The sequence below is a fragment of the Streptomyces torulosus genome (assembly GCF_001419765.1).
In the GTDB taxonomy this organism is placed as follows: Bacteria; Actinomycetota; Actinomycetes; order Streptomycetales; family Streptomycetaceae; genus Streptomyces; species Streptomyces torulosus.
Genome location: NZ_LIRK01000028.1, coordinates 1 through 25,280 on the forward strand (window position 1 = coordinate 1; position 25,280 = coordinate 25,280).

At 72.0% G+C, this 25,280-nt stretch carries 22 protein-coding genes; 5 read left to right on the forward strand and 17 right to left on the reverse strand.

Features of this window, described 5'->3' with window-relative positions:
- The 4 genes from AOK23_RS02910 to aroH all read right to left on the reverse strand — a co-directional run.
- Positions 1–727: lysophospholipid acyltransferase family protein (locus AOK23_RS02910; RefSeq protein ID WP_240496227.1), on the reverse strand; the 727-nt coding region annotated here is incomplete at its 3' end.
- On the reverse strand, positions 685–1,362 hold the full coding sequence (cmk, locus tag AOK23_RS02915) for a (d)CMP kinase (protein ID WP_055711176.1): 678 nt from the start codon (positions 1,360–1,362) through the stop codon (positions 685–687). The genes cmk and AOK23_RS02910, both read right to left, overlap by 43 nt.
- A gap of 142 nt (positions 1,363–1,504) precedes the next feature.
- Entirely contained in the window at positions 1,505–2,590 is a 1,086-nt protein-coding gene (locus AOK23_RS02920; protein WP_055711177.1) for a prephenate dehydrogenase, read from the reverse strand.
- Positions 2,587–2,949, reverse strand: coding sequence for a chorismate mutase (gene aroH / locus AOK23_RS02925; protein ID WP_055711178.1), 363 nt, complete (start codon positions 2,947–2,949; stop codon positions 2,587–2,589). The genes AOK23_RS02920 and aroH overlap by 4 nt, the downstream gene beginning before the upstream one ends.
- Positions 2,950–3,150: 201 nt before the next feature.
- Between aroH and AOK23_RS02930 the strand changes: the two genes are divergently transcribed.
- Together AOK23_RS02930 and AOK23_RS02935 are read left to right on the forward strand one after the other, a co-directional pair.
- Positions 3,151–3,582, forward strand: coding sequence for a Rieske (2Fe-2S) protein (locus AOK23_RS02930; RefSeq protein ID WP_055711179.1), 432 nt, complete (start codon positions 3,151–3,153; stop codon positions 3,580–3,582).
- Positions 3,583–3,604: 22 nt separating this feature from the next.
- On the forward strand, positions 3,605–4,366 hold the full coding sequence (locus AOK23_RS02935; RefSeq protein ID WP_055711180.1) for a nucleotidyltransferase domain-containing protein: 762 nt from the start codon (positions 3,605–3,607) through the stop codon (positions 4,364–4,366).
- Here AOK23_RS02935 and AOK23_RS02940 read toward each other — a convergent pair.
- The 12 genes from AOK23_RS02940 to AOK23_RS02995 form a co-directional block, all read right to left on the reverse strand.
- Entirely contained in the window at positions 4,283–5,044 is a 762-nt protein-coding gene (locus tag AOK23_RS02940; RefSeq protein WP_055711181.1) for a nucleotidyltransferase domain-containing protein, read from the reverse strand. The two genes, AOK23_RS02935 and AOK23_RS02940, sit on opposite strands and share 84 nt — an antisense overlap.
- A 3-nt stretch (positions 5,045–5,047) precedes the next feature.
- Positions 5,048–6,070: an ADP-ribosylglycohydrolase family protein gene (locus AOK23_RS02945; RefSeq protein ID WP_055711182.1), complete on the reverse strand. Its 1,023-nt coding sequence runs from the start codon at positions 6,068–6,070 to the stop codon at positions 5,048–5,050.
- Complete coding sequence (locus AOK23_RS02950) at positions 6,067–6,795, reverse strand: NUDIX hydrolase (protein WP_055711183.1); 729 nt, start codon at positions 6,793–6,795, stop codon at positions 6,067–6,069. The genes AOK23_RS02945 and AOK23_RS02950 overlap by 4 nt, the downstream gene beginning before the upstream one ends.
- A 175-nt stretch (positions 6,796–6,970) precedes the next feature.
- Positions 6,971–8,044, reverse strand: coding sequence for a pseudouridine synthase (locus AOK23_RS02955; protein WP_055711184.1), 1,074 nt, complete (start codon positions 8,042–8,044; stop codon positions 6,971–6,973).
- A complete protein-coding gene (scpB, locus tag AOK23_RS02960) occupies positions 8,044–8,727 on the reverse strand; it encodes an SMC-Scp complex subunit ScpB (RefSeq protein ID WP_055711185.1) in 684 nt (227 codons plus the stop codon). Before scpB ends, AOK23_RS02955 begins: the two co-directional genes overlap by 1 nt.
- A complete protein-coding gene (locus tag AOK23_RS02965) occupies positions 8,724–9,941 on the reverse strand; it encodes a segregation and condensation protein A (RefSeq protein WP_079049247.1) in 1,218 nt (405 codons plus the stop codon). Before AOK23_RS02965 ends, scpB begins: the two co-directional genes overlap by 4 nt.
- 18 nt (positions 9,942–9,959) lie before the next feature.
- Entirely contained in the window at positions 9,960–10,547 is a 588-nt protein-coding gene (locus AOK23_RS02970; RefSeq protein ID WP_079049248.1) for a hypothetical protein, read from the reverse strand.
- The gene (locus tag AOK23_RS02975) at positions 10,532–11,668 is read right to left on the reverse strand and encodes a ParA family protein (RefSeq protein ID WP_079049249.1); all 1,137 of its coding nucleotides are present in this window, start codon (positions 11,666–11,668) and stop codon (positions 10,532–10,534) included. The genes AOK23_RS02970 and AOK23_RS02975 overlap by 16 nt, the downstream gene beginning before the upstream one ends.
- A gap of 416 nt (positions 11,669–12,084) precedes the next feature.
- Positions 12,085–13,209, reverse strand: coding sequence for an alanine dehydrogenase (gene ald / locus AOK23_RS02980; RefSeq protein ID WP_055711188.1), 1,125 nt, complete (start codon positions 13,207–13,209; stop codon positions 12,085–12,087).
- 166 nt (positions 13,210–13,375) lie between these two features.
- A complete protein-coding gene (locus tag AOK23_RS02985) occupies positions 13,376–15,475 on the reverse strand; it encodes a tetratricopeptide repeat protein (RefSeq protein WP_055711189.1) in 2,100 nt (699 codons plus the stop codon).
- A 164-nt stretch (positions 15,476–15,639) separates the two neighbouring features.
- Positions 15,640–16,266, reverse strand: a complete 627-nt coding sequence (locus AOK23_RS02990; RefSeq protein WP_055514391.1) for an NUDIX domain-containing protein — start codon at positions 16,264–16,266, stop codon at positions 15,640–15,642.
- A gap of 119 nt (positions 16,267–16,385) precedes the next feature.
- Entirely contained in the window at positions 16,386–18,053 is a 1,668-nt protein-coding gene (locus AOK23_RS02995) for a CTP synthase (RefSeq protein WP_055711190.1), read from the reverse strand.
- Positions 18,054–18,615: 562 nt separating this feature from the next.
- Here AOK23_RS02995 and AOK23_RS03000 point away from each other — a divergent pair.
- From AOK23_RS03000 to AOK23_RS03010, 3 genes are all read left to right on the forward strand, one after another.
- Positions 18,616–20,418: a glycoside hydrolase family 15 protein gene (locus AOK23_RS03000; protein WP_055514387.1), complete on the forward strand. Its 1,803-nt coding sequence runs from the start codon at positions 18,616–18,618 to the stop codon at positions 20,416–20,418.
- A 187-nt stretch (positions 20,419–20,605) separates the two neighbouring features.
- Complete coding sequence (locus AOK23_RS03005) at positions 20,606–22,015, forward strand: FAD-binding oxidoreductase (protein ID WP_055711191.1); 1,410 nt, start codon at positions 20,606–20,608, stop codon at positions 22,013–22,015.
- 148 nt (positions 22,016–22,163) lie between these two features.
- Positions 22,164–23,813 (forward strand): PucR family transcriptional regulator, encoded by a 1,650-nt coding sequence (locus AOK23_RS03010; protein ID WP_055711192.1) that lies wholly within the window; start codon positions 22,164–22,166, stop codon positions 23,811–23,813.
- 30 nt (positions 23,814–23,843) lie between these two features.
- Here the strand turns inward: AOK23_RS03010 and AOK23_RS03015 are convergent, their stop codons facing one another.
- The gene (locus AOK23_RS03015; protein ID WP_055711193.1) at positions 23,844–24,977 is read right to left on the reverse strand and encodes a glycosyltransferase family 4 protein; all 1,134 of its coding nucleotides are present in this window, start codon (positions 24,975–24,977) and stop codon (positions 23,844–23,846) included.
- Between the last annotated feature and the right edge of the window lie 303 nt (positions 24,978–25,280).

Here is a 25,280-nt window from a genome sequence, read left to right on the forward strand (position 1 = left end):
GGCCGGTGAGCCGCCGGGCGTGGTCCAGGTGTGCGCCGAGCTGCTTCTGGATGCGCTCGGTCGCCTCGTCGAGGGCCTTGCGCGTCCGGCGGCCGCTGCCGTCGCCCGCCTCGAACGGGTCGCCGAAGACGACGTCGACGCGGGAGCGCAGCGGAGGCAGCCCCTTGATCAACCGTCCGCGCCGCTCCGTGCTTCCCAGGACGGCCACCGGGACGATCGCCGCGCCGCTGCGGACCGCGAAGTAGGAGAGCCCGGCGCGCAGCGAGGCGAAGTCGCCCTCGCCCCGGGTGCCCTCCGGGAAGATGCCCAACACACCGCCGTGCTCCAGGACGGCGAGCGCCTGGGTGATGGCGGTGCGGTCGGCGGTCGAACGGTCCACCTTGACCTGCCCGATGCCGAGCAGGAAGGGGTCGAGGGGACCGATGAACGCCTCCTTCTTGATGAGGAAGTGCGTCGGCCGGGGCGCCACGCCCATGACCATGGGGCCGTCGATGTTGTGGGAGTGGTTCACGGCGAGGATCACCGGGCCGGTCGTGGGGACCTTCCAGGCACCCAGCACGCGCGGCTTCCACAGCCCGTACATCAGGCCGACGCCGATGCGACGGCCGACCTCGGCGCCCCGTACCGAGGGGGCCTCGGCCGACGGGGTGCGGCCCGAGGGGGCGCGGTCCGAAGACGCCTCGCTCACTTCGCCGCCCGCTTCTCCTCGACGAGGGTGACGACGCACTCGATGACCTGCTGGAGGGTGAGGTCCGAGGTGTCCACCTCGACCGCGTCGTCCGCCTTGGCGAGCGGCGAGGTCTTGCGGCTGGAGTCGGCGGCGTCCCGCTTCAGGAGGGCCTCGCGGGTCGCCTGGACGTCGGTGCTCTTCAGCTCGCCGCTGCGGCGGGCCGCGCGGGCCTCCGGGGAGGCGGTGAGGAAGATCTTCAGGTCGGCGTCCGGCAGTACGGTCGTGCCGATGTCGCGGCCCTCGACGACGATGCCGTTCTCGGCGTCGGCGGCGATGGAACGCTGCAGCTCGGTGATCCGCGCGCGGACCTCCGGTACGGCGCTGACCGCGCTGACCTTGGAGGTGACGTCCTGGGTGCGGATCGGGGCGGCGACGTCCGTGCCGTCGACCGTGATGGTCGGCGCGGACGGGTCGGTGCCCGAGATGATCTCCGGTTTGCCGGCCACGGCGGCGATGGCCGACGGGTCGTCTATGTCGATGCCGTTGGTGACCATCCACCACGTGATCGCCCGGTACTGGGCGCCTGTGTCGAGGTAGCTCAGCCCGAGCTGTGCGGCCACGGCCTTCGAGGTGCTCGACTTGCCCGTGCCGGAGGGGCCGTCGATGGCAACGATCACTGTGGCGCGTTCCACTGGGGGGCACCTTTCCTGTTCCGAGGTGGCGGGGCGAGACGGAAGGCGCCCCGGACAAGGGTACTGGGTGCGCGTAGCCCGTCCGGCCCTGCCCGCGACGGCACCCCCGCTGCGGGCCGCCCGACGAGCGGACGGGCCGGTGTCACTGCCGCAGCGCCCACCCGCGCTCGCGCAGGGCGCCCGTCAGCACCGGCACCGCCTTCGGTTCGACCATCAGCTGGACCAGGCCGGCCTGCTGGCCGGTGGCGTGCTCGATGCGGACGTCCTCGATGTTGACGCCGGCCGCGCCGGCGTCGGCGAAGATCCGGGCGAGCTGGCCGGGCTGGTCGTCGATGAGGACGGCCACGGTCTCGTAGACGCGCGGCGCGGAGCCGTGCTTGCCGGGGACGCGGACCTGGCCGGCGTTGCCGCGGCGCAGGACGTCCTCGATGCCGGTGGTGCCCTCGCGGCGCTTGGCCTCGTCGGAGGCCTGGAGGGCGCGCAGGGCCTGGACGGTCTCGTCGAGGTCGGCGGCGACGTCGGTGAGGAGGTCGGCGACGGGGCCGGGGTTGGCGGAGAGGATGTCGATCCACATGCGCGGGTCGGAGGCCGCGATGCGGGTCACGTCCCGGATGCCCTGCCCGCACAGCCGTACGGCGGCCTCCTCGGCGTGCTCCAGGCGTGCGGCGACGAGGCTGGAGACCAGGTGCGGCATGTGGGAGACCAGGGCGACGGCCCGGTCGTGGGCGTCGGCGTCCATGACGACGGGCACGGCCCGGCAGTGCGAGACCAGCTCCAGGGCGAGGTTCAGGACCTCGGTGTCCGTGTCGCGGGTCGGGGTGAGCACCCAGGGCCGGCCCTCGAAGAGGTCGCCGGTGGCGGCCAGGGGGCCGGACTTCTCCCGGCCCGACATGGGGTGGCTGCCGATGTAGGCGGAGAGGTCGAGACCCAGCGCGTCCAGCTCGCGCCGGGGGCCGCCCTTGACGGAGGCCACGTCGAGGTAGCCGCGGGCGAGGCCCCGGCGCATGGCGTCGGCGAGGGTCGCGGCCACGTGCGCGGGCGGGGCGGCGACGACCGCGAGGTCCACGGGCCCGGTGGGCGCCTCGTCGGTGCCGGCGCCGAGCGCGGCCGCCGTCCGGGCCTGCTCGGGGTCGTGGTCGGTGAGGTGGACGGTCACACCGCGCTGGGCGAGGGCGAGCGCGGCGGAGGTGCCGATGAGGCCGGTGCCGATGACGAGTGCGGTTCTCACTGGGCGATGTCCTTGCGGAGTGCGGCCGCGGCGCCCAGGTAGACGTGCGCGATCTCGGAGCGGGGCCGGTCGGACTCGATGTGCGCGAGGATCCGTACGACGCGGGGCATCGCGCCGTCGATGTCGAGTTCCTGCGCGCAGATCAGCGGTACGTCGACGATGCCGAGCTTGCGGGCGGCGGCGGCCGGGAAGTCGCTGTGCAGATCGGGCGTGGCCGTGAACCAGATGCTGATCAGGTCGTCCTGGGTGAGCCCGTTGCGCTCCAGGACGGCGGTGAGCAGTTCACCCACCCGCTCGTCCATGTGCGCCGCCTGGTCCTCGTCGAGTTGGACGGCGCCCCGGACCGCTCGTACCGCCACGGTTTGGCTCCTTACCTGCTGTACATCCCGGCTCTGTGTACATCCAGCCTAGTGAGCCCGCGCCGGTCGGGTGCGCGCCGCCCGCCTGCCGAGATGTTCGACCCCACTGGAACGTTTCGAGCCCTCTACCCGATTTACTTCTTCTGTGATGTTTTCAGTGCCAAGATGCTGTTTTCTGCACCTCACCTCCGGAGCGACGACATGACGATGGGTACGACACGGCGCACGGTGCTGGCCACCGGCGCGGCGGGCACGGCGGCGTTGCTCGCGGGCTGCGGCGGAGGCGGTGACGACGGCGGCTCGGACGGGACCTCGACCCCGGAGGGCACCGGCACGGGCGGCGGGGCCGAGGCGCTGGCGACGACGGCCGACATCCCGGTCGGCGGCGGCAAGATCTTCAAGGACGAGAAGGTCGTCGTCACCCAACCCCAGGAGGGCGACTTCAAGGCGTTCTCGGCGGTCTGCACCCACCGCGCCTGCCTCGTGACCACGGTCGAGGACGGCACGATCAACTGCCCGTGCCACGGGAGCAAGTTCAGCGTCACCGACGGCGCGGTGGAGCACGGCCCCGCCCAGCGGCCGCTGCCCGCCGAGCAGATCACGGTCTCGGGAAATTCGATTCGGCTGGCCTGAGCCGGCCCCGTACGCTCCCGGCATGCAGCCCTCGCCCGCCCACGCCCTGGTCCGCGACCACACGATCTACTCCTGTGTGATGGGGTCACGCGCCTTCGGTCTCGCGACGGACGACAGCGACACGGACCGGCGGGGTGTGTTCCTGGCGCCGACCGCCCTGTTCTGGCGCTTCGAGAAGCCGCCGACGCATGTGGAGGGGCCGGGCGAGGAGCAGTTCGGCTGGGAGCTGGAGCGCTTCTGCGAGCTGGCCCTGCGCGCCAACCCGAACATCCTGGAGTGCCTGCACTCCCCCCTGGTGGAACACCTCGACGACACGGGCCGCGAGCTGCTGTCCCTGCGCGAGGCGTTCCTGTCGCGGCAGGCCCACGAGACGTTCGCCCGGTACGCCCTCGGCCAGCGCAAGAAGCTGGAGGCGGACGTCCGCACGCACGGCGCGCCCCGCTGGAAGCACGCCATGCATCTGCTGCGCCTGCTGATGAGCTGCCGTGACCTGCTGCGCACGGGCGCGCTCACCATCGACGTGGGTGACCAGCGCGAGCCCCTGCTGGCGGTCAAACGCGGCGAGGTGCCCTGGGACCGGGTCGAGGCGTGGATGGCCCGGCTGGCCGCCGAGACCGAGGAGGCGGCGGCCCGCTCCCCGCTGCCGGGGGAGCCGGACCGGGCCCGGGTCGAGGACTTCCTCTTCCGCACCCGGCGCGCGTCAGCCCTTCGGGCCGTCGAGGCGGACCCGGATCACGAAGTCGTGCAGGGCGTCGTACGCGGAGGGACTCTCCGGCAGCGCTGACAGGGCCTGTTCCTCGTCGAGCGTCTTCTGCAGCCGCTCCACGTCCTCGGCCACGCGGTCCTGGTCCACCTCGGCCTTGCCGTGCTCCTGTGCCGCCTTCGCGGCGACGAGGTCCGGCAGATACGCGGGGGCCTCCTCGACCAGCGACAGCAGGCTCGGCAGATGGGCCTGCACCTCGCCGCCGCGCATGAGGTGGATGCCGGTGAGCAGCACCCGGAACGTGTAGAGCAGCGGCTTGAGTTCACCGGTCTTCTCGAACAGCCGCCACTGGGTGATGGCGAAACCGCGGTAGTGGTGGGCGTGGTGCCGGGTGAGAACACCCGGCGCGAGGGAGATCAGTTCGCGGTGCGCCTCCCCGGTGTGCACGACGAGCGGGGAGAGCAGCTGCTCCAGCACATAGCCGTTGCGGCGCAGCATCAGCCGTACGAACTTGCGCAGGTCGTGGGTGACGAGGTCCATCTCGACGCCGTCCCGATCCCACATCTTCGACCGTGTCTCCTCAGGCTCCCTCAGCCCGACCAGGTGGGCGGCGGGCAGCAGATGCACGCCGCGCAGGTCGACGTCGGAGTCGCGGGAGGGGAAGCCGTACAGGTGGGCTCCGGAGACGGTGGCGAACAGCAGGGGATCGGGCTGTTCCGCGACCACCGGGGCCAGGTCGATGTCGAGGGCGTCGGTCATCCCTCAAGCGTCCCAGAGCGCCCCCAGCGACACGAGGTCGCCCTGGTACTCGATCCGGTCGGCCCACTCCACGGGCCAGGCGGCCGGCCCGTGGTGGGCGCCCGCGAAGGCACCTGTGAGGCAGGCGATGGAGTCCGAGTCGCCGGAGGTGCAGGCGGCGCGGCGCAACGCGGTGACGGGCTCGTCGACGAAGAGCAGGAAGCACAGCAGTCCGGTGGCGAGGGCCTCCTCGGCGATCCAGCCCTCCCCGGTGGCGAGGCACGGGTCGATCTCCGGGGACGGGGCGCGCAGGGCCTGCTGGACACGGTCCAGGGCGTCGAGGCACTCGTCCCAGCCGCGGGCGATGTAGTGCTCGGGCGAGGGGTCCTGGCTGTAGGTCCACAGGTCGCCGAGCCAGCGCGCGTGGTAGCGGGAGCGGTTCTCGTAGGCGTACGAGCGCAGTTGTCCGACCAGGCCGAGCGGTTCGGCGCCCTGGGCGAGCAGGCGCACGGCGTGGGCGGTGAGGTCGGCGGCGGCGAGCGCGGTGGGGTGGCCGTGGGTGAGGGCGGCCTGCAACTGGGAGGCGCCGGCGCGCTGTTCGTCGCTGAGCGGGCCGATGAGGCCGAGGGGCGCGACCCGCATGTTGGCGCCGCAGCCCTTGGAGTGGATCTGGCTGGCGAACTGCCAGGGGTGGCGCTCCCGTGCGAGGAGGTCGCAGGCGACCAGGCAGGTCTGGCCGGGGGCGCGGTTGTTCTCCGGGGAACGGGACCAGCCGACGAACTCCTTGCGGACGGCCTTCTCCAGGGCCTCGGGGCCGAGCACCCCGCGGTCCATGGCGGCCCGCAGCCCATGGCCGAGCGCCAGGGTCATCTGGGTGTCGTCGGTGACGATCGCGGGCCTCGGCAGCTCCATCTTCCGCCAGGGGCCGCACTTGGCGAGGATCGACGGTACGTCGTTGAACTCGGTGGGGAAGCCGAGCGCGTCCCCGAGGGCGAGGCCGAGCAGGGATCCGGTGGCGGCGCGCTTCGCGAGCAGCGTCATGGTCATCGGGGCCGTCCTTCCGTGGTGGGTCGCAGCAGGGGCGGGTGCAGGGCGGTGGCCCCACCCGCTCGGTACAGCGCGGCGGGCTTGCCGCGTCCGCCGGTCAGGCGGGCGGCGCCGGGCACCTGTTCGACGAAGCCCGGCGTGGCCAGCACCTTGCGCCGGAAGTTGGGCCGGTCGAGGGGAGTGCCCCACACGGTCTCGTAGACCTGCTGCAGTTCGCCGAGCGTGAACTCGGGGGGACAGAAGGCGGTGGCGAGACAGGTGTACTCGAGCTTGGCGCCGACGCGTTCGTGTGCGTCGGCGAGGATGCGGTCGTGGTCGAAGGCGAGGGGCCCGATGGCGTCGAAGCGCAGCCACTGGGCCTGGGCGGCGTCGCCACCGCCGTGCGGGACGGGCGGATCGGGCAGCAGGGCGGCGAACGCGACGGTGACGACCCGCATCCGGGGGTCCCGGCCGGGCTCGCTGTAGGTGCGCAGCTGCTCCAGGTGGAGCCCCGAGGCGTCCGTGACACCGGTCTCCTCCGCGAGCTCCCGCCAGGCGGCCTCCTCGGCCGACTCGTCCGGCAGCACGAACCCGCCGGGCAGCGCCCAGCGCCCGGCGTAGGGCTCCTGGCCGCGCTCGACGAGCAGCACCTGGAGGGTGCCCGCGCGGAGGGTGAGGACGGCGAGGTCGACGGTGACGGCGAAGGGCTCGAAGGCGTACTTGTCGTAGCCCTCGGGTGAGGTCATGTCCGTCGCCCCCTTTATGGTCACCCTGACTAATAGTCATCCCGACTATAAATGCGCGGGGGTGGGCGCACAACCCTTTTACGGGGAAAGGAACGCCAAGAGCGGGGCCGGAAACGGCAAAGGGCCGCCCCCGGGCACAGACCCGGGACCGGCCCACCGCTGAACTCCGGGAGACCTAGAGGTCGACCTCCCCCATCAGCATCCCGACCTCGGTGTTCGACAGGCGGCGCAGCCAGCCCGACTTCTGGTCGCCGAGGGTGATCGGCCCGAAGGCGGTGCGGACCAGCTTGTCGACGGGGAAGCCGGCCTCGGCCAGCATCCGGCGCACGATGTGCTTGCGCCCCTCGTGGAGGGTGACCTCGACGAGGTAGTTCTTGCCGGTCTGCTCGACGACCCGGAAGTGGTCGGCGCGCGCGTACCCGTCCTCCAGCTGGATGCCGTCCTTGAGCCGCTTGCCCAGGTCGCGCGGGATCGGGCCGACGATGTGCGCGACGTAGGTCTTCTTCACGCCGTACTTGGGGTGCGTCAGCCGGTGCGCCAGCTCGCCGTGGTTGGTGAGCAGGATGACACCCTCGGTCTCGGTGTCCAGGCGGCCCACGTGGAACAGCCGGGTCTCCCGGTTGGTCACGTAGTCACCGAGGCACTGCCGGCCCTCCGGGTCCTCCATGGTGGACACGACCCCGGCGGGCTTGTTGAGGGAGAAGAACTGGTACGACTGGGTCGCCACGGTCAGACCGTCGACCTTGACCTCGTCCTTCTCCGGGTCGACGCGACGGCCCTGCTCGGTGACGATCTCGCCGTTGACCTCGACGCGGGCCTGCTCGATCAGCTCCTCGCAGGCGCGCCGGGAGCCGTAGCCGGCGCGGGCGAGCACCTTCTGCAGCCGCTCGCCCTCCTGCTCGGCGCCCGGGAAGGTCTTGGGCAGCTTGACGTCCTTCTTGCCCGCGTACCGCTCCCGGTTGCGCTCCTCGGCGCGCGCGTCGTACTCGCGCGAGGTCGCCGGGGCCGAACGACCGCGCCCGCGGGGCTGCTGCGCCTGCTTGGGGCCGCCCTTGGCGCCGCCGCGCGCGGAGGCGCCCCGCCCGGACTTCGGGCCGTCCTGCGTCCCGCCGGGGCCCACGTCGTAGCGGCGCTCCTCGGGGCGGGGCTTGCGGGGACGGCCCTGGCCGCCCTGCTTCTGGTCCCTGTTGTTGCCGGCACCGCGGTGGTTACCGCGCCCGCCGCTCTTGCCGCTACCACTGCTTCGCATCAAAGTTCCGTCGTCGTCGTGTCAGTCATGGCCGACGTGGGTCCGTCGTCCGCGTCCGGGGCATCCGGATCGAACGACGGTACGGCTTCCTGGGTCTCGGCCTCGATCGCCTCGGCCTCCGGGAGGAAGGGCGCCAGTTCCGGTAGCTCGTCCAGGCCGCGCAGGCCCATCCGCTCCAGGAAGTAGTTCGTCGTCCTGTACAGGATCGCACCTGATTCGGGTTCCGTGCCCGCCTCCTCCACCAACCCGCGCTGGAGCAGGGTCCGCATGACCCCGTCACAGTTGACCCCGCGCACCGCGGAGACGCGGCTGCGGCTGACCGGCTGGCGGTACGCCACCACGGCCAGCGTCTCCAGCGCGGCCTGCGTGAGCCGGGCCTGCTGCCCGTCCAACACGAACCGCTCCACGGCGGCCGCGTACACGGGGCGGGTGTAGAACCGCCACCCCCCGGCGATCAGCCGCAGCTCGAACCCGCGCCCCTGCGCGGTGTAGTCGTCGGCCAGTTCCCGCAGCGCCTTGGCGATCTGCCGCTTCGGCCGCTCCAGGATCTTGCTCAGGTGCTCCTCCGTCGCGGGCTCGTCCACGACCATGAGGACGGCCTCCAGAGCGGGCTTGAGGTCGAGGTCGGCGACGGTACGCGGCCCCCCGGACCCCACGGTCACCTCGGTCGTCTCCTCGCTCACGCCTTCTCCTCCTTGGGGGGCTCGGGCGGCCGGTCGAACTCGTCCGTGACCACGGGTTCCGCGTCGCCGTCCCCGCCCGTCCAGCGGACGATCAGGTCGCCGAGGGCGGTCTCCTGGTCCAGGGCCACGGCCTTCTCCCGGTACAGCTCCAGCAGCGCCAGGAACCGGGCCACGACGGTCAGGGTGTCGTCGGTGTCCTCGACGAGCACGCGGAAGCTGGCCTCCCCCAGCTCCCGCAGCCGCGCGACGACGATCCCGGCCTGCTCCTGGACGCTGACGAGGGGCGCGTGGATGTGGTCGACGTACACCTGGGGCTTGGGCTTCGGCTGCATGGCCTTCACGGCCAGCCTGGCGAATCCTTCCGCCCCGATGCTGATGACCACCTCGGGCAGCAGCTCCGCGTGCTGCGGCTCGAGGCCGACGGTACGGGGGTAGCGCCGGGCCTCCTCCTCCAGCCGTCCGTTGAAGATCTCCGCGATCTGCTTGTACGCCCGGTACTGCAGCAGGCGGGCGAACAGCAGGTCACGGGCTTCGAGGAGCGCGAGGTCGCCCTCGTCCTCCACCTCGGCGGAGGGCAGCAGCCGGGCCGCCTTCAGATCGAGCAGCGTCGCGGCGACGACGAGGAACTCGGTCGTCTCGTCGAGGTCCCAGTCCGGCCCCATACCGCGGATGTGCGCCATGAACTCGTCGGTGACCTTGGACAGCGCGACCTCGGTGACATCCAGCTTGTGCTTCGAGATCAACTGCAACAGCAGATCGAACGGCCCCTCGAAGTTGGCGAGCCGCACCTTGAAGACCCCGCCGTCGCCGCCCCCGTCCGAAGAGCCGGGGCCCTGATCCCCGACGTCACCGGTGGCCGTAGGACTCTCGTCCACCTGCGGGGTGCCCGCACCGGCCACCGCCCGGGACCCGTCGGCGTCCGATCCCGCCCCGGCCCGGGTCCCTTCCTCACGCGCCGCTCGCGCCGCTTCGGCAGGCACGGCAGCGGACGTGGTCCGTTCACCGCCGTCAGCGTTGTGGGCAGTCGTTCCGCAGGGCGGAACGGGTGGGCACGACGCCCCACCGGCCTCGGCCGGAGCACGCTCCTCGGCCGACGGCTCGCCGTCCGCCTCCGGCTCGACCGGCGGAGCCACCGGCCCTCTCCCCAGCGCACGCCGACGGCCGGCGGGACCGCCGGGGGGCGCCGCCGACGACGAGGGGTCATACGAGGTCATAGCCCCCGCAGGCTACTCCTACCGCCCCCGCAGCCGTCGTACGAGGATGCTCGCGTCCCCGCGGGACTCCAGATCCGCCAGCACCACGGCGACGGCCTCCCGGACGATCCGCCCGCGGTCGACGGCCAGCCCGTGCTCCCCGCGCAGCACCAGCCGCGCGTGTTCGAGGTCCATCAGCTCCTCGGCGGACACATACACGGTGATCTTCTCGTCGTGCCGCTCACGCCCACTGGGCCGGCGCCCGGCGGCCCGCCCCCGCTTGCGCGGCGCGGCCCCGGCGGCCGCGCCCGGCGCGGCAGAACCTTCCTGCGGCTTCGGCTGGCGCCCGGCGGCGGCCCGCTCGGCCCCCGCGGCGGCGGACCGGCTGCGCGGCTGCTCGTCGGACTCGGCGTCCGCGGCCACATGCTCGGACCCCTCGCCGTCGCCGCCCTGCACGGGCACCGACGGCGGCGCGTCCTCCACGGCGCCGACGTCGCTCTCCCCGGCGGGAGCGGGCACACGGGCTTCTCCGTTGGCCCCCCGTCGGGGAGTGGACGGCTGAAGCGCCATTCCCCCTGTCGTACGGAAGAGTTCGTCGGCCCCCGGCAGACTCACTCGGCGTGACACCGGGCGAGCACCTCCCTGGCGAGCTGGCGGTAGGCGGCGGCACCGACGGAGTTGGAGGCGTACGTGGTGATCGGCTCACCGGCGACCGTGGTCTCCGGGAAGCGGACCGTGCGCCCGATGACCGTGTGGTAGACGTGGTCGTCGAACGCCTCGACGACCCGCGCGAGCACCTCACGGCTGTGCACCGTGCGGGAGTCGTACATGGTGGCGAGGATGCCGTCGAGCTCCAGCTCGGGGTTGAGCCGCTCCTGGACCTTCTCGATGGTCTCCGTCAGCAGCGCGACACCGCGCAGCGCGAAGAACTCGCACTCCAGCGGCACGATGACCTTGTGCGCGGCCGTCAGGGCGTTCACGGTGAGCAGGCCGAGCGAGGGCTGACAGTCGATGACGATGTAGTCGTAGTCGGCCATCAGCGGCTTCAGCGCCCTCTGGAGCGTGGACTCGCGCGCGACCTCGGAGACGAGCTGGACCTCGGCCGCCGAGAGGTCGATGTTGCTCGGCAGCAGGTCCATGTTCGGGACCGCGGTCTTCAGCAGGACCTCGTCGGCCGACATGCCCCGCTCCATGAGCAGGTTGTAGACCGTGAGGTCGAGCTCCATCGGGTTCACCCCGAGGCCGACCGAGAGGGCGCCCTGCGGGTCGAAGTCGACGAGGAGGACGCGGCGTCCGTACTCCGCGAGCGCGGCACCCAGGTTGATGGTCGACGTGGTCTTGCCGACGCCGCCCTTCTGGTTGCACATCGCGATGATCGTCGCGGGGCCGTGGTCGGTCAGCGGGCCCGGGATCGGGAAGTACGGCAGCGGGCGCCCGGTCGGGCCGATGCGCTCGCGGCGCTGACGGGCCGCGTCGGGCGCGAGCGTCGCCGCGTACTCCGGATCGGGCTCGTACTCGGCGTCGGGGTCGTAGAAGTGCCCGTCGGGCAACTCGTCGTAGTCGGCGAAGTGGTTGTGGACCCCGCCACTTCCGTCGCCGGCCATGGCGTTCACGTGTTGGCCATCCATGCTCTGGTGTGCTGGCTGAGTCACCCCTGAGGACTGGTGACCCTGGTGGGCTGCGAAGGTGCGGACTGCGACGGAGCCGACAGCCGCGAACCCCGTGGGTCCCGAGACCCGCGCAGGCATTCCTGGTTGACCACCCCCGGGAGTAAATGTCGACTCATTCACAAGTCGTCTTACCTCCTTGGTGACCAGGAAACTTCTAGATAGGTCAGCGTGGCACCATGCCGACGGTTGGCGACTCTATGGCGTGTCGGCGGTCCGCAGCAACACAATCCGCCGGACCCGGCCCGATGTGTCGGCAATGAAACATGCGGCTGTCAAGGGCGTAGGGCCGTCGCACAGCAGGTTTCACCGGTGCGTGAAACATCCGAAGGGTTACGTTCGAGGCGAGTTGCGCGAGTGTCGCAAAGTGACCATACACACATCCGGCCGGACCTTGTCGGGCAAGATCCGGCCGGGAAACCGCTGTTGACGACCTGTGTTGACGTATCGCCTTTTACTGAAAGGTGACTCAAAGCAGCCCGTCGACAGCCCTTCGGTCAGCCGAGGAGCGAGGCCAGTTCGGTGTGCTCCAGTCCGTGCGCCTCCGCGACCTCGCGGTAAACGACCGCCCCGTCATGGGTGTTGAGGCCCTTGGCCAGCGCGGGGTCGCGGCGCAGCGCCTCGACCCAGCCGTGGTCGGCGAGTTCCACGATGTACGGCAGCGTGGCGTTGGTCAGCGCGTAGGTGGAGGTGTTGGGCACCGCGCCGGGCATGTTGGCGACGCAGTAGAAGACCGACTCGTGGACCTGGAAGGTCGGTTCGGCGTGCGTGGTGGGCCGCGAGTCCTCGAAGCAGCCGCCCTGGTCGATCGCGATGTCGACAAGGACACTTCCGGGCTTCATCCGCGACACCAGCTCGTTGGTGACCAGCTTCGGCGCCTTGGCGCCCGGGATGAGGACGGCGCCGATGACGAGGTCGGCCTCCAGGCACGCCTTCTCCAGTTCGAAGGCGTTGGAGACGACGGTCTGGATCTTCGTGCCGAAGATCTTGTCGGCTTCCTTGAGCTTGTTGATGTCCTTGTCGAGCAGGGTCACGTGGAAGCCCATGCCGATGGCGATCTGTGCGGCGTTCCAGCCGGAGACACCGCCGCCGATCACCACGGCCCGTCCGGCGAGCACGCCCGGCACACCGCCGGGGAGCACACCGCGGCCGCCGTTGGCCCGCATCAGGTGGTAGGCGCCGACCTGGGGCGCGAGGCGGCCCGCGACCTCGGACATGGGGGCGAGCAGCGGCAGCGCGCGGTTCGGCAGTTCGACGGTCTCGTAGGCGATCGCGGTGGTGCCCGACTCGACGAGCGCGTCGGTGCATTCCTTGGACGCGGCCAGGTGCAGATAGGTGAAGAGGGTCTGGTCCTTGCGGAGGCGGTGGTACTCCTCGGCGATGGGCTCCTTGACCTTGAGCAGCAGGTCGGCGGCGGCCCACACCTCGTCGGCCGTGGCCAGGATCTGGGCGCCGGCGGCGACGTACTCGGCGTCCGGGATCGACGAACCGACACCGGCGCCCTCTTCGACGACGACCTGGTGGCCGTGGCGCACCAGCTCATGCACACCGGCCGGGGTGATCGCCACTCGGAACTCGTTGTTCTTGACCTCGCGGGGGATGCCGACCTTCACGTCGATCACGGTCCTTGGATCGGAGGGGTGTGGGGGCGCGCACGCACAATCGGTACATGCCCGCACGATGCAGGACATACCCGTACGCATCGGAGCGCACCGGGAGACACCGCAGGAGAACCGGCGGCGCAGCCAGTCTAATGAAGGTATCCCCGCTGTCTAGCCTTTCAATGCATCAATCTTTCGCGGATGCACTACGGATTTCGTAGGCGTTAGGGCCGTGTTCCGGCTCCGTCTCGCCGGTCCCACCGGTTTCGGGTGGCGTGTTCTCGCCGTCGAGCAGCCGCTCGGCGGCCCCCCGGTGCAGCCGGGCCGCCGCCGGGTCGCCGAGCCGTTCCAGGGTGTCGCCGAGCCGGATCTGGAGCGCGGCCTGCAACCGGACGTCCCCGGCGCGCCGCGCCCACTCCACGGCCTCCTGGCAGGTGGACAGTGCCTCCTCGGGACGCCCCGCGTACTCCTGGACGCGGGCCATCTCGCTCAACACCCTCGCCTGGGCGCCCACATCACCGAGTCTGCGGTGGCCGGTGAGGGCCGAGCTCCAGTTGCGCAGCGCCTCGCCGTAGCGGCCGGCGTAGGTGTACGCGGTGGCGATACGGCCGTACAGCCGGGCGGCGTCCTCGCGCTCGTCGCGGGCGAGCCGCTGGGCGAGCGCCCTGCCGTACCAGTCGGCGGCCCGTTCGTAGTCCTCCAGCTCCTGATGGGCGCCGCCTACGGATTCCATCGCGCGGCCGGTCGCATAGGGGTCGTTCGCCTGCCGACCGGCGTCGAGGGCGGCCCGGTAGCGGGCCAGCGCCGCCTTCGTCCGGCCGGTGCGGGCGTCCAGGTCCCCCAGGTTCAGCAGGGCCGCCGCCTTCTCGCGGGGCAGGTCCCGGCGCTCGGCGACATCGAGGACGAGCCGGTGCACGCCGTACAGGTCGGCGGCCACGGCCTGGGTGCCGAAGTGCGCCACCAGCGCCCGGACGAGCTGGGACATCAGCCGTCGGGCGAGGGTGTCCAGCTGGCCGTCGGCGACGGCGAGCCGGGCGGCGGCGAGCAGCGCGGGCCGGCGGACCCGCAGCCACTCCTCGGCGGCCCGGGGGCTCGGGAACCGCAGCGCCTTGGGCATCTCCAGGAGCTTCTCGCGAGCGAGCGGGCTGTCGGTCTCGGTGATGGCCCGGCAGGACTGGAGCAGCCGTACCGTCCGCTCCAGCATCCGTGCACGGGCCAGCTGGAGCTCGCCAGGCTTCTCCTGGCTCTCGGCGGCGGCGCGCAGCAGCGGCTGGAGGCAGCCGGGGACCTCGTACTGGGGCATCGCCGAGTCGGCCCGGTGCAGGAACCCCAGGGCCACGAAGTCGTCCAGCGCGGTGCGGGCCGCGTCGACCGAGCAGCCGGCGAGCCCGGAGGCGATGTGCGGGTCGACCAGGCCGGCCGGGGCGAGGGCGAGCAGGCGCAGTATCCGGGCGGCGGTGCCCGGCAGCGCCGTGTACGAGAGCCGGAAGACCCTGGCGAGGACCGGGCCCTCGTCGTCCTCGGCGCGCAGTTGTTTGGCCAGGTCGGAGACGGCTGCGGTGGGCCGGGCGGCGAGCCATCCCCCGGCGAGCCGCAGCGCGGCGGGCTGGGCGGCGCACACCTCGGCGAGGATCTCGGCGGAGCGCGGGTCGACGGTGATGCGCACCGAGCCGGTGAAGCGTTCCAGCAGGGCCACCGCGGACTTGGTGTCCAGTCCGCCCAGGGTGCACGGGCGGACGTCGGAGATGCCCGTCAGCGGCCCCCCGGAGACCGCGACGACCAGCGAGTCGGGTGTGTCCGGCAGCAGCGCGTCCACCTGCTCGGCGTCGACCGCGTCGTCCAGCAGCAGCACCACCCGGCGGTCCGCCAGCGCATCCCGGAGCGCCTCGCTGAGGTCGTCCTCGTCGGCCCCGGCAGGGACCGGGAGACCGAGTCCGCCGAGCAGATGACCGGCGGCCCGCTCGACCGGGACGCGGGTGCCGTCCGGCTCGGCGAGACGAACCCGCAGCACCCCGTCGGGGTAACCGTGGGCGATCTGCCGGACGAGTTCCTCGGCGAGCGCCGTGCGGCCGAAGCCGGGCCGGCCGGCGATGAGCAGCACGCGCGCGTGCGGTGCCTTGCGGCCGGCGAGGGTGTTGAGCCCGGCGCGGTCGATGTCGGCCCGCAGCTCCTTCAACTCCCGTGTCCTGCCGAGGAACTGACTGTCCGTGGGGGCGGCCTCGACAGCCGGGGGCCGCCCTGTTCCGGACGCCGGGGCTCCCCCGGTGTCCACCGCCTGATCCGCCACGGGCCACACTCCCGTCCCACCGCACGAGCCAGCCCGCCGGGACTCCGGTTCGGGCGTTTCCCGAGCCTAGTTCACGCTCTGCGACGATCTCGGCGGAGCGGGGCGGGCAGATCCCTCGATCGGATCAGAAGATCGTACGACTGCCACCGTCGAGGGACCGACCCCTACGACTCGAACGGGCGCGCGGGCCACGGCGCCTCGGCCGGACGCAGCGCGTCCACCCCGTCGCCGCTGCGCGCCGCCACCAGCGACAGCGCGCCCACCACCAGGCAGTTGTTGTGCAGCTCCCCGGCGAGCACACCCCGGACCAGCTCGTCGAGGGGCACCCGGGCCAACTCCATGTCGGCCTCCTCGTCCTCCACCTCGAAGCGCCGTCCGTCGGCCTCGGAGAGGTCGCGGGCGAGGAAGATGCGGACGGCCTCGTCACAGCCGCCGGGGGTGGTGTAGACGTCGGTCAGCACCCGCCAGTCCTCCGCCTTGACGTGCGCCTCCTCGTAGAGCTCGCGCTGGGCGGCGTGCAGCGGGTTCTCGCCCGGCACGTCCAGCAGGCCCGCCGGGATCTCCCACAGCTTCTGGCGCACGGGGTGGCGGTACTGGCGGAGCACCAGCACGCGGTCCTGGTCGTCGAGGGCGAGAACGGCGACGGAACCGGGGTGGACCTGGTAGTCCCGCCGGACCACCGAGCCGTCGGGCATGACCACGTCGTCGGTGCGCACGGAGGTCTTGTTGCCGGTGAACGGCGTCTCGCTCGCCCGGACCTCCCACTCCTCGGCGGTGTCCTTGATCGTCATGTCGACTCGTCCTCCCACACGTGCCATGAAACCGGGGCGCACCTCCCGAAAGAGACGCACCCCGGTCACCGTACAACTCCTGCGTCGCGCAACTGGCCGTCACCAGCCGCGACTTGCTGTCACTTTCCCGCGGTCTTCCGCTCCACGGCGGCCTTGACCAGACCCGCGAAGAGCGGGTGCGGGCGGGTCGGACGGGAGCGCAGCTCGGGGTGCGCCTGCGTCGCGACCAGGTAGGGGTGGACCTCGCGCGGGTACTCGACGTACTCGACGAGCTTGCCGTCGGGCGAGGTGCCGGTGAACTGCAGACCCGCCTTCTTCTCCAGTTCCGCGCGGTAGGCGTTGTTCACCTCGTAGCGGTGGCGGTGCCGCTCCTCGACGTACTCCTTGCCGTCGTACACCTCGCGCACGATCGAGCCCTCGGCGAGCTTGGCCGGGTACATGCCCAGGCGCATCGTGCCGCCCATGTCGCCCTCACCGGCGACGATGTCGAGCTGCTCGGCCATGGTGGAGATCACCGGGTGGGCGGTGGCGGAGTCGAACTCGGTGGAGTTGGCGTCCGGGATGTCGGCGAGGTTGCGCGCGGCCTCGATGACGATGCACTGCAGACCGAGGCAGAGGCCCAGCAGCGGGATGCGGTTCTCGCGGGCGTACTGGATGGCGCCGACCTTGCCGGAGACACCGCGGTCGCCGAAGCCGCCGGGGATGCAGATGGCGTCGACGTCGGCGAGCTGCGCCGCGGCGCCGGCCGGGGTCTTGCAGTCGTCGGAGGTGACCCACTTGATCTTCACCCGGGCCTTGTTGGCGAAGCCGCCCGCGCGCAGCGCCTCGGTGACCGAGAGGTAGGCGTCGGGCAGGTCGATGTACTTGCCGACGAGCGCGAGGTTGATCTCGTGCTGCGGGTTGTGGACGCGGTCGAGCAGGTCGTCCCAGGTCGTCCAGTCCACGTCGCGGAACGGCAGGTCCAGCTTGCGGACGACATAGGCGTCGAGGCCCTCGCCGTGCACGGTCTTCGGGATGTCGTAGATCGAGCGGGCGTCGGGACAGGCGACGACGGCGGCCTCGTCGACGTCGCACATGAGGGAGATCTTCCGCTTGATCGCGGCGGGCACCTCGCGGTCGCAGCGCAGCACGATCGCATCTGGCTGAATACCGATGTTGCGCAGCGCCGCAACCGAGTGCTGCGTCGGCTTCGTCTTCAGCTCCCCGGAGGGGCCGATGTACGGCAGGAGCGAGATGTGGACGACGAAGACGTTGTCACGGCCGACCTCGTGGCGGACCTGGCGGACGGTCTCCAGGAACGGCAGCGACTCGATGTCGCCGACCGTGCCGCCGACCTCCGTGATGACGACGTCGACCTCGTCGGACGCCATGCGCCGGATGCGGTGCTTGATCTCGTTGGTGATGTGCGGGATGACCTGCACGGTGTCGCCCAGGTACTCGCCGCGCCGCTCCTTGGCGATGACGGTGTTGTAGACCTGGCCTGTAGTGACATTGGCAGAGCCGTCCAAGTCACGGTCGAGGAAGCGCTCGTAGTGTCCGATGTCCAGGTCGGTCTCGGCGCCGTCGTTGGTGACGAAGACCTCACCGTGCTGGAAGGGGTTCATCGTGCCCGGGTCGACGTTCAAGTACGGGTCGAGCTTCTGCATCACCACGCGCAGGCCGCGGGCCTTGAGCAGCATGCCGAGGCTGGAGGCGGTCAGACCCTTGCCGAGCGAGGAGGCGACACCCCCGGTGACGAAGATGTGCTTGGTCGTCGTGGTGCTGTTTCGGAAAGCAGCGGGCGGCATGGCCAAGAGGGGGCTCCCGTGGTCGCGGTTCTGGGTGCGGGTCGGCCGCCGCCCGATCGGGTCGTCGGGGGGTGCCGTCGCTGCGGTTCGGGGGTCCCTTGCGAGTCGGGGCGCCCACCGGTCCACGGGCTACCAGGGTATCAGCGACCGGCCACGATCGCTTCCGGCCACGCTCCGCGCACGGGCCGCCACGGACTTCGTACGACAGTCGGCGAATACCGGCCGCGGGTCACCCCTGGCTCACTCGTTCGGCCCACTCGTGTTGCCTGGAGCGGCACGCGCAGCCCCCCGGTGCGTCGTATCCTCTTCGGACACTCGCTGCCGAGCCCGGCCGGGGAAACGGCACCACCCCCGCCCGTCTCCGGAAACATGCGAGCTCGTCAGTTCGTTGAGCAACGATGGCCTCATATGCGTTGAGGATCGTTGAGCGACATCGCATGACACCGCCCCTTGGATCACTCTGGAAGCACCGATCCTTTGTCGATCCCTCGGGTCCCTTGACCGCACACCGCACAGCGACCGCCCCTCGGGGGGCGACGTGGCCGTTCGACTGGAGTTGCACGTGGCCGGGCGCATCGAAGACTACGCACTCATCGGAGACATGCAGACCGCTGCCCTGGTCTGCCGGGACGGGACGGTCGACTGGCTGTGCCTGCCCCGCTTCGATTCCCATGCCGTCTTCGCGGGCCTTCTCGGCACCGAGGAGCACGGTTTCTGGCGTCTGGGCCCCGCCCACGCGGCCGACGCCGAGCCGCCGACGGCGTCCCGCCGCCGGTACCGCGGCGACTCGCTGATCCTGGAATCCGAGTGGGACACCCCACGCGGCACGGTCCGTGTGACCGACTTCATGCCGCCCCGTGACGGCGCCCCCCAGCTGATCCGGATCGTCGAGGGCGTCAGCGGCCGCGTCCCGATGCGCTCGGCGCTGCGGATGCGCTTCTCGTACGGCCGGGTCGTGCCCTGGGTGCACAAGCACGAGGGGCGGACGGTGGCCGTCGCCGGCCCGGATTCTGTGTGGTTCGACACCGAGTGCGAGACCTACGGCAAGGCGCTGACGACCTACTCCGACTTCACGGTGACCCCGGGCGACCGCATCGCCTTCACCATCTCCTGGCAGCCTTCTCACAAGGAGCCGCCGCCGCTGCCCGAGCCCGAGCCGTCGCTGCAGGCCACGGAGGAGTTCTGGCGGGAGTGGGTGGAGCACTGCACGTACCACGGCCCGTACCGCGAGGCGGTGGTCCGCTCGCTGATCACGCTGAAGGCCCTGACGTACGCCCCGACCGGCGGCATCGTCGCCGCGCCGACGACCTCCCTCCCCGAGCACATCGGCGGCGTCCGCAACTGGGACTACCGCTACACCTGGCTGCGCGACGCGGCGATCACCCTCTCCTCGCTGCTGCGCACCGGGTACCGGGACGAGGCCCGCGCCTGGCGCGAGTGGCTGCTGCGGGCGGTCGCCGGCGACCCGGAGAACCTGCAGATCATGTACGGCATCGCCGGTGAGCGGGAGCTGGGCGAGGCGGAGCTGGAGTGGCTCCCCGGCTACGAGAACTCCGCGCCCGTCCGGGTCGGCAACGGCGCCGCGCACCAGCTCCAGCTGGACGTGTACGGCGAGGTCACCGAGGCCCTGCACCTGGCCCACATGACGGGTCTGGCCCGCAACGACTACGCCTCCCTGCTCCAGCTGAAGCTGATCCGCTACCTGGAGGACCACTGGGACGAGCCCGACGAGGGCATCTGGGAGGTCCGCGGGCCGCGACGCCACTTCGTGCACTCCAAGGTCATGGCCTGGGTCGCGGTGGACCGCACGATCAAGCTCATCGAGTCCGGTGACGCGGACGGCCCGCTGGAGAAGTGGCGCGAGCTGCGCGACGACATCCACCGGGACGTGTGTGAGAAGGGCTACGACAAGGAGCGCAACACCTTCACGCAGTCGTACGGCTCGAAGGAGCTGGACGCGTCGCTGCTGCTGATCCCGCAGATGGGCTTCCTGCCGCCGGACGACAAGCGCGTCATCGGCACCATCGAGGCGATCCAGCGGGAGCTGTCGACCCCGGACGGCTTCATCCTGCGCTACCCGACCGCCGGTGAGGACGAGGGCGTGGACGGGCTGCCGGGCGACGAGGGCGCGTTCCTCGCCTGCTCGTTCTGGATGGCGGACGACCTGGCGATGATCGGCCGCGTCGACGAGGCCCGCAAGCTGTTCGAGAAGCTGCTGTCGCTCCGCAACGACCTGGGCCTCCTGGCCGAGGAGTGGGACCCGGAGCTGAAGCGTCAGGTCGGCAACTTCCCCCAGGCGTTCAGCCATGTCCCCCTCATCGACACGGCCCTCCGCCTGACCGCATCGGGGGCGTACGGCGGCTGACGCACGCCCCCGATCCGCCGCGCACGGCGGCGGATCAGCGCACGATCAGGCGCACGCAGCAAGCGCTTGCGCCTGGTCCGAAGGGCTCGCGTCCACCCTGTGGGCGCCCCCGGGTTCGAACAGGACCGATCCGCCTTACCCGCCTAGCCTGGAGGAAGTCCTGTCTCCTGGCTGAAAGGGGCCGGTCATGGCTCCCCTTTCCAAGGCCCACACGGCGCTGACCGAACTCCGCGAGGATCTGACCGGCGAGGTACTCGCCCCGGGGGACCCCGGGTACGACGACGCCCGGACGGTGTTCAACGGGATGATCGACCGGCGTCCGGCGGTGATCGCCCAGTGCGAGAACCCGACCGATGTCGTACGGGCCGTGCGCTTCGGCCGTGACCTCGACCTCAACATCGCGGTGCGCGGCGGCGGCCACAGCGTGGCCGGATCGGCCCTCAACGACAACGGCCTGGTCATCGACCTGCGCCGGATGCACTCGGTCACGGTCGACCCCGCCGCGCGCAGCGTCCGTGTCGAGGGCGGCGCCACCATGAGCCACCTCGACCGCGCCACCGAGCCGTACGGTCTCGCCACCACCGGCGGCCGGGCCTCCACCACCGGCGTCGGCGGCTTCGTCCTCGGCGGCGGCAGCGGCTGGCTGGAACGGGCCTTCGGCCTCGCCGTCGACAACCTCCTCGGCGTGGAACTGGTGACCGCCGACGGCCGCGCGGTCCACGCGACCGCCGAGGAGAACCCGGAGCTGTTCTGGGCCCTGCACGGCGGCGGCGGCAACTTCGGCGTCGCCACCGCCCTCACCCTGCGTCTGCACGAACTGCCCGCCTTCGCGATCGCCCTGCTGCTGTACGAACCGGAGCACGGCCAGGAGGCCGTCCGCGTCTACCGCGAGGTCCTCGAGAACGGCCCGCGCGAGGCCGGCGGGGGCGTCCTGTACTTCACCGGCCCGCCCGAGGAGTTCGTCCCCGAGCACATGGTGGGCCGGCTCGTGTGCGGGATGCTCCTGACCTACGCCGGCACCGAGGACGACATGCGCAAGATCGCCCAGCCGCTGCTGGCGCTGCCGCACGAGGCCGAGGTGGTCGGCGCGATGCCGTACGCGGACGTGCAGTGCATGATCGACGATCCGCCGGGCCTGCGGAACTACTGGTCGGCGGAGTACCTGGCCGGTCTGCCGGACGAGGTGGTCGACGTCTTCTGCGCCGAGGCCCGGTCGATGCCCGTGCCGACCAACTCGCAGCACATCCTCTTCCCGTACGGCGGCGCGGTCGCCGACGGCCCCGCCGAGTACCCGGTGCCGTACCGGGACGCGCCGTGGGCCGTGCACCCCTTCGGCGTCTGGGAGGACCCGGCGGACGACGAGCGGGCCATCCAGTGGGTACGGGACGTCCGCGAGCACGTCCGGCCGTGGAGCACCGGCGCGGTCTATCTGAACTTCATCGGCGACGAGGGCGAGGGCCGGGTCCTGGCGGGCCTGGGCGCCGACAACGCCCGGCGGCTGATGGCGGTGAAGGCCGAGTACGACCCCGACAACGTGTTCCGCTTCAACCACAACATCCCGCCGCGCGACCCGAAGGGCCGGCCCGCCGCCCACTGAGCGCGCTTCCCCGGGCATGTGAGCGCGCCTCCACCGCCCCTTGAGCGCGCCTCCACCGGCCACTGAGCGCTCCCCCGCCGGGCGCTTCCGCGAGCGGCTCCCGGCGCGAAGATGCCCGGTCGGCCCGCGCGCGGGTACCGTCCGGTCCATGGACACCCGTGACAGCCGCGTACCCGCCGACGGTCGTGAGGCACAGGGCGGTATCACCGTGCGGCGGGCGCTGGAGCTGCCCGGGCTGCGCGGCGGGCTGCCGGAGATCCTGGCCGGCGCCGACCGGCTGGAGCGGACCGTGCGCTGGGTCCACGCGGGCGAGGTCCCCAACATCGCCTCCCTCCTCAAGGGCGGCGAGCTGCTGCTGACCACCGGCTACGGGCTCGGTACGCGCCCCGCCGACCAGCGGGCGTTTGTACGGACGCTGGCCGAGCGCGGTATCGCAGCGCTCGTCGTCGAGCTGGGCACGCGGTTCACACGCCTACCCCCGGCCCTGGTGGAGACCGCGCGCTCGGCCGGTCTCCCCCTGGTCCAACTGCACCGCGAGGTGGCGTTCGTGACGGTCACCGAGGAGATCCACACCGAGATCGTCAACGGCCACTACGCCCTCCTCCAGCAGGCCGAGGAGGTCCACCGGCGCTGCACCGAGGCGCTGCTCGGCGGCGGTGGGGTCCCCCAGGTCCTCGGCATCCTGGCCGACTTCAGCGGCAACCCGGTCTTCCTGGAGACCGCCGACGGCCAACTCCTGTACGCCGCCGGGGCCGGGCCCGCCGACACCGATCCGCTCCAGGTGTGGGAGGGGCTGCGCGACCGGCACCAGGACGAGCCGCCGACCGGGACGACCATCGTCGACGTACCGGGCGGCGGACCGGGCACGGGCTCGGTACGGGCCCGGCTGGTCCTCCTGCCCGTGGTCGCTCCCTTGGCCCCGGTGCACCGGATGGCCGCCGAGCGTGCGGCCGGCGTCCTCGCCGTCGTCCTGATGCAGGCCCGGCAGGAGGAGGAGCTGGCGGCGCGCGGACGCGGCGACTTCCTCACCGATCTCGCCGAGGGCCGTATCGAGGCGGAGGACGCCCCCGCCCAGGCTCGTGTGCTGGGCTTCCGACCGGGTGGCGGGCCCCTGCTGCCGGTGGTGATGCGGCTCGCCGACGGCCTGTCGCCGGGCGGTGGCTGGGCGGTGCTGGCCCGAGCGGTCGGCGAGGAGCTGACCCTGGTGGGTGTCCCCGTCCTGCTGGGGGTACGGCCGGTCGAGGGCCGCGTCCCGCTGCTGGTGGGGCTGCGGGAGGAGGCGGAGCGTCCGGCGGTGGCGGACAAGGTCGCGGCGGCGCTGCGGGCCGGCGTGGAGCGGGCCGGGTTGCAGCGGCCGGGCGGACGGCCGCCCGTGGTGGTCGTCGGGGTGCCCGGTGGCTGGGCGGCCGCCTCGGCGGGGCTCAGGCACGCGGCGGAGACGGCGACGGCCGCGCAGGGGCTGGCCGACCGCCCCTGGTACGACGCCCGGCGGCTCGACATCGACCTGCTGCTGTGGCGGCTGCGCGACCACCCCGACCTGGCCGCCTTCGTGGACCGCGCGCTCGGCCCCCTCCTCGACCACGACAGCCGCTCCCGGCCGCCGCTGCTGCCGACCCTGCAGACGTATCTCGCCCACGCGGGCCGCAAGGCGGAGACGGCCCGCGAGCTGCACCTGAACCGGCAGACCCTCTACAACCGCCTCGCCCGCATCGGCGAACTGCTCGGCACGGACCTGGACGACCCGCAGACGGTCCTGGCCCTGAGCCTGGCGCTCAGAGCCCGCAGACACGTGCCGTAGGAGGCAACCTCAAGGCACGCGGGTGTGGCGTCACATGAGGGGCCGAAGGTCGGTCAACTCGTCGTAGACGCTGAGCACCTGGGCCACCGTCTCGTCCTCGGTGGGCCAGGTCGCGGCCTGCCGGGTGCCCCTGTCGCGCAGTTCGTCCTGGAGCGCGGGGTCCTTCAGCAGGCGCGCCACGGCCTCGGCGAACGCCCCGGCGTCCCCGAACGGGACGAGCGCGGCAGCGTCGCCCACGAGTTCGGGCACCGACCCGGCGGAGGCCGCGACGAGCGGTACGCGCGCGTGGAGCGCTTCCTGGGCGAGGACCGAGCGCGCCTCGGGTCCGCCGGGCAGCAGCGCCAGGTCGGCGGCCGCGACCAGCTCGCCGATGTCGTCGCGCCGCCCGATGAGCCGTACGGGCAGCTCCTCGTCCTCGATGCGCCGCTGGAGGGTGCTCCACTGCGGGCCCTCGCCCACGATCACGACGAGCGGCTCGGGGTCGAGGCCCCGCCATTCCCGGGCCGCGTCGAGCAGCGTCTCGTACCCCCGGTGGCGGTCGAGCGCGTCGGCGGCCATGAGCAACGGCCGGTCGGTCGCGCCGAGTTCGGCCCGGGTCTTGGAACGGTGCCGGTCGGTGTCGTCGTCGCCGTTCCGGCGGAGCGCGGGCACGGAGACGGCGGCGAGCCGGGCGTCGCGGGCGCCCCGGCTGCGGGCGCGGTCGACGAGTTCGGAGGAGGTCCCGAGCACCACGGCGGCGGCCTTGGCGACCCGTCGCTCCAGCAGCCGCAGCAGATGGGCCCGCGCGCCCTCGGCGTAGGACCGGGTGTGCCAGGTGACCACGAGCGGGGTGCGCCGCCCGCCGAGCGCGAGGGTGGCGCGGAAGCCGGCGTGCAGGCCGTGCGCGTGGACCAGGTCGGCGTCGGCGCAGGCGTTGCGCAGGGTGGCCACGGAGGCGGGGTCGCTGCGGCGGGGCACATGGACGTGGCGGGCGCCGACGCCGGTGAAGTCGTGGACGCCGTCGGTCTCGTGGGGGGCGCACACGGTGACCCGTACGCCCCGGGCGACGAGTCCCGAGGTCAGCGACCGCACATGCGCGCTGCTCACCGCGCTGCCGCCGCCGAGCACTTGCACGGTTCGCAGCGGCGACTGGCCGTGCGGTGAGTGGCTGCTCACGTGGCTCACGTGGCCGGGGCTCCTGGTTCGGGGTCGGACGGTCACGACGAAACGTACAGAAGGATCCGGCGGCGAGGGTGGACCGCGCGAGGCCGCTTCTGCGTGGTCTGCGTAGCACGTCTCGCTACGTCGTACCTGTCCAAGGATGCCAGGCCGTACGAGTGTTCCGGCACCGCCGGACCGCACGAACGGCGCAGCTGTGGGCAACACGACGCCCAGCGTCACTCACACGAGTGAACTCCCGCACGACATTGCCCCTCCACACCACTCCCGCCCCATTCCTGCCCGGAGCGTTCGCCCGCCCACGGCCCC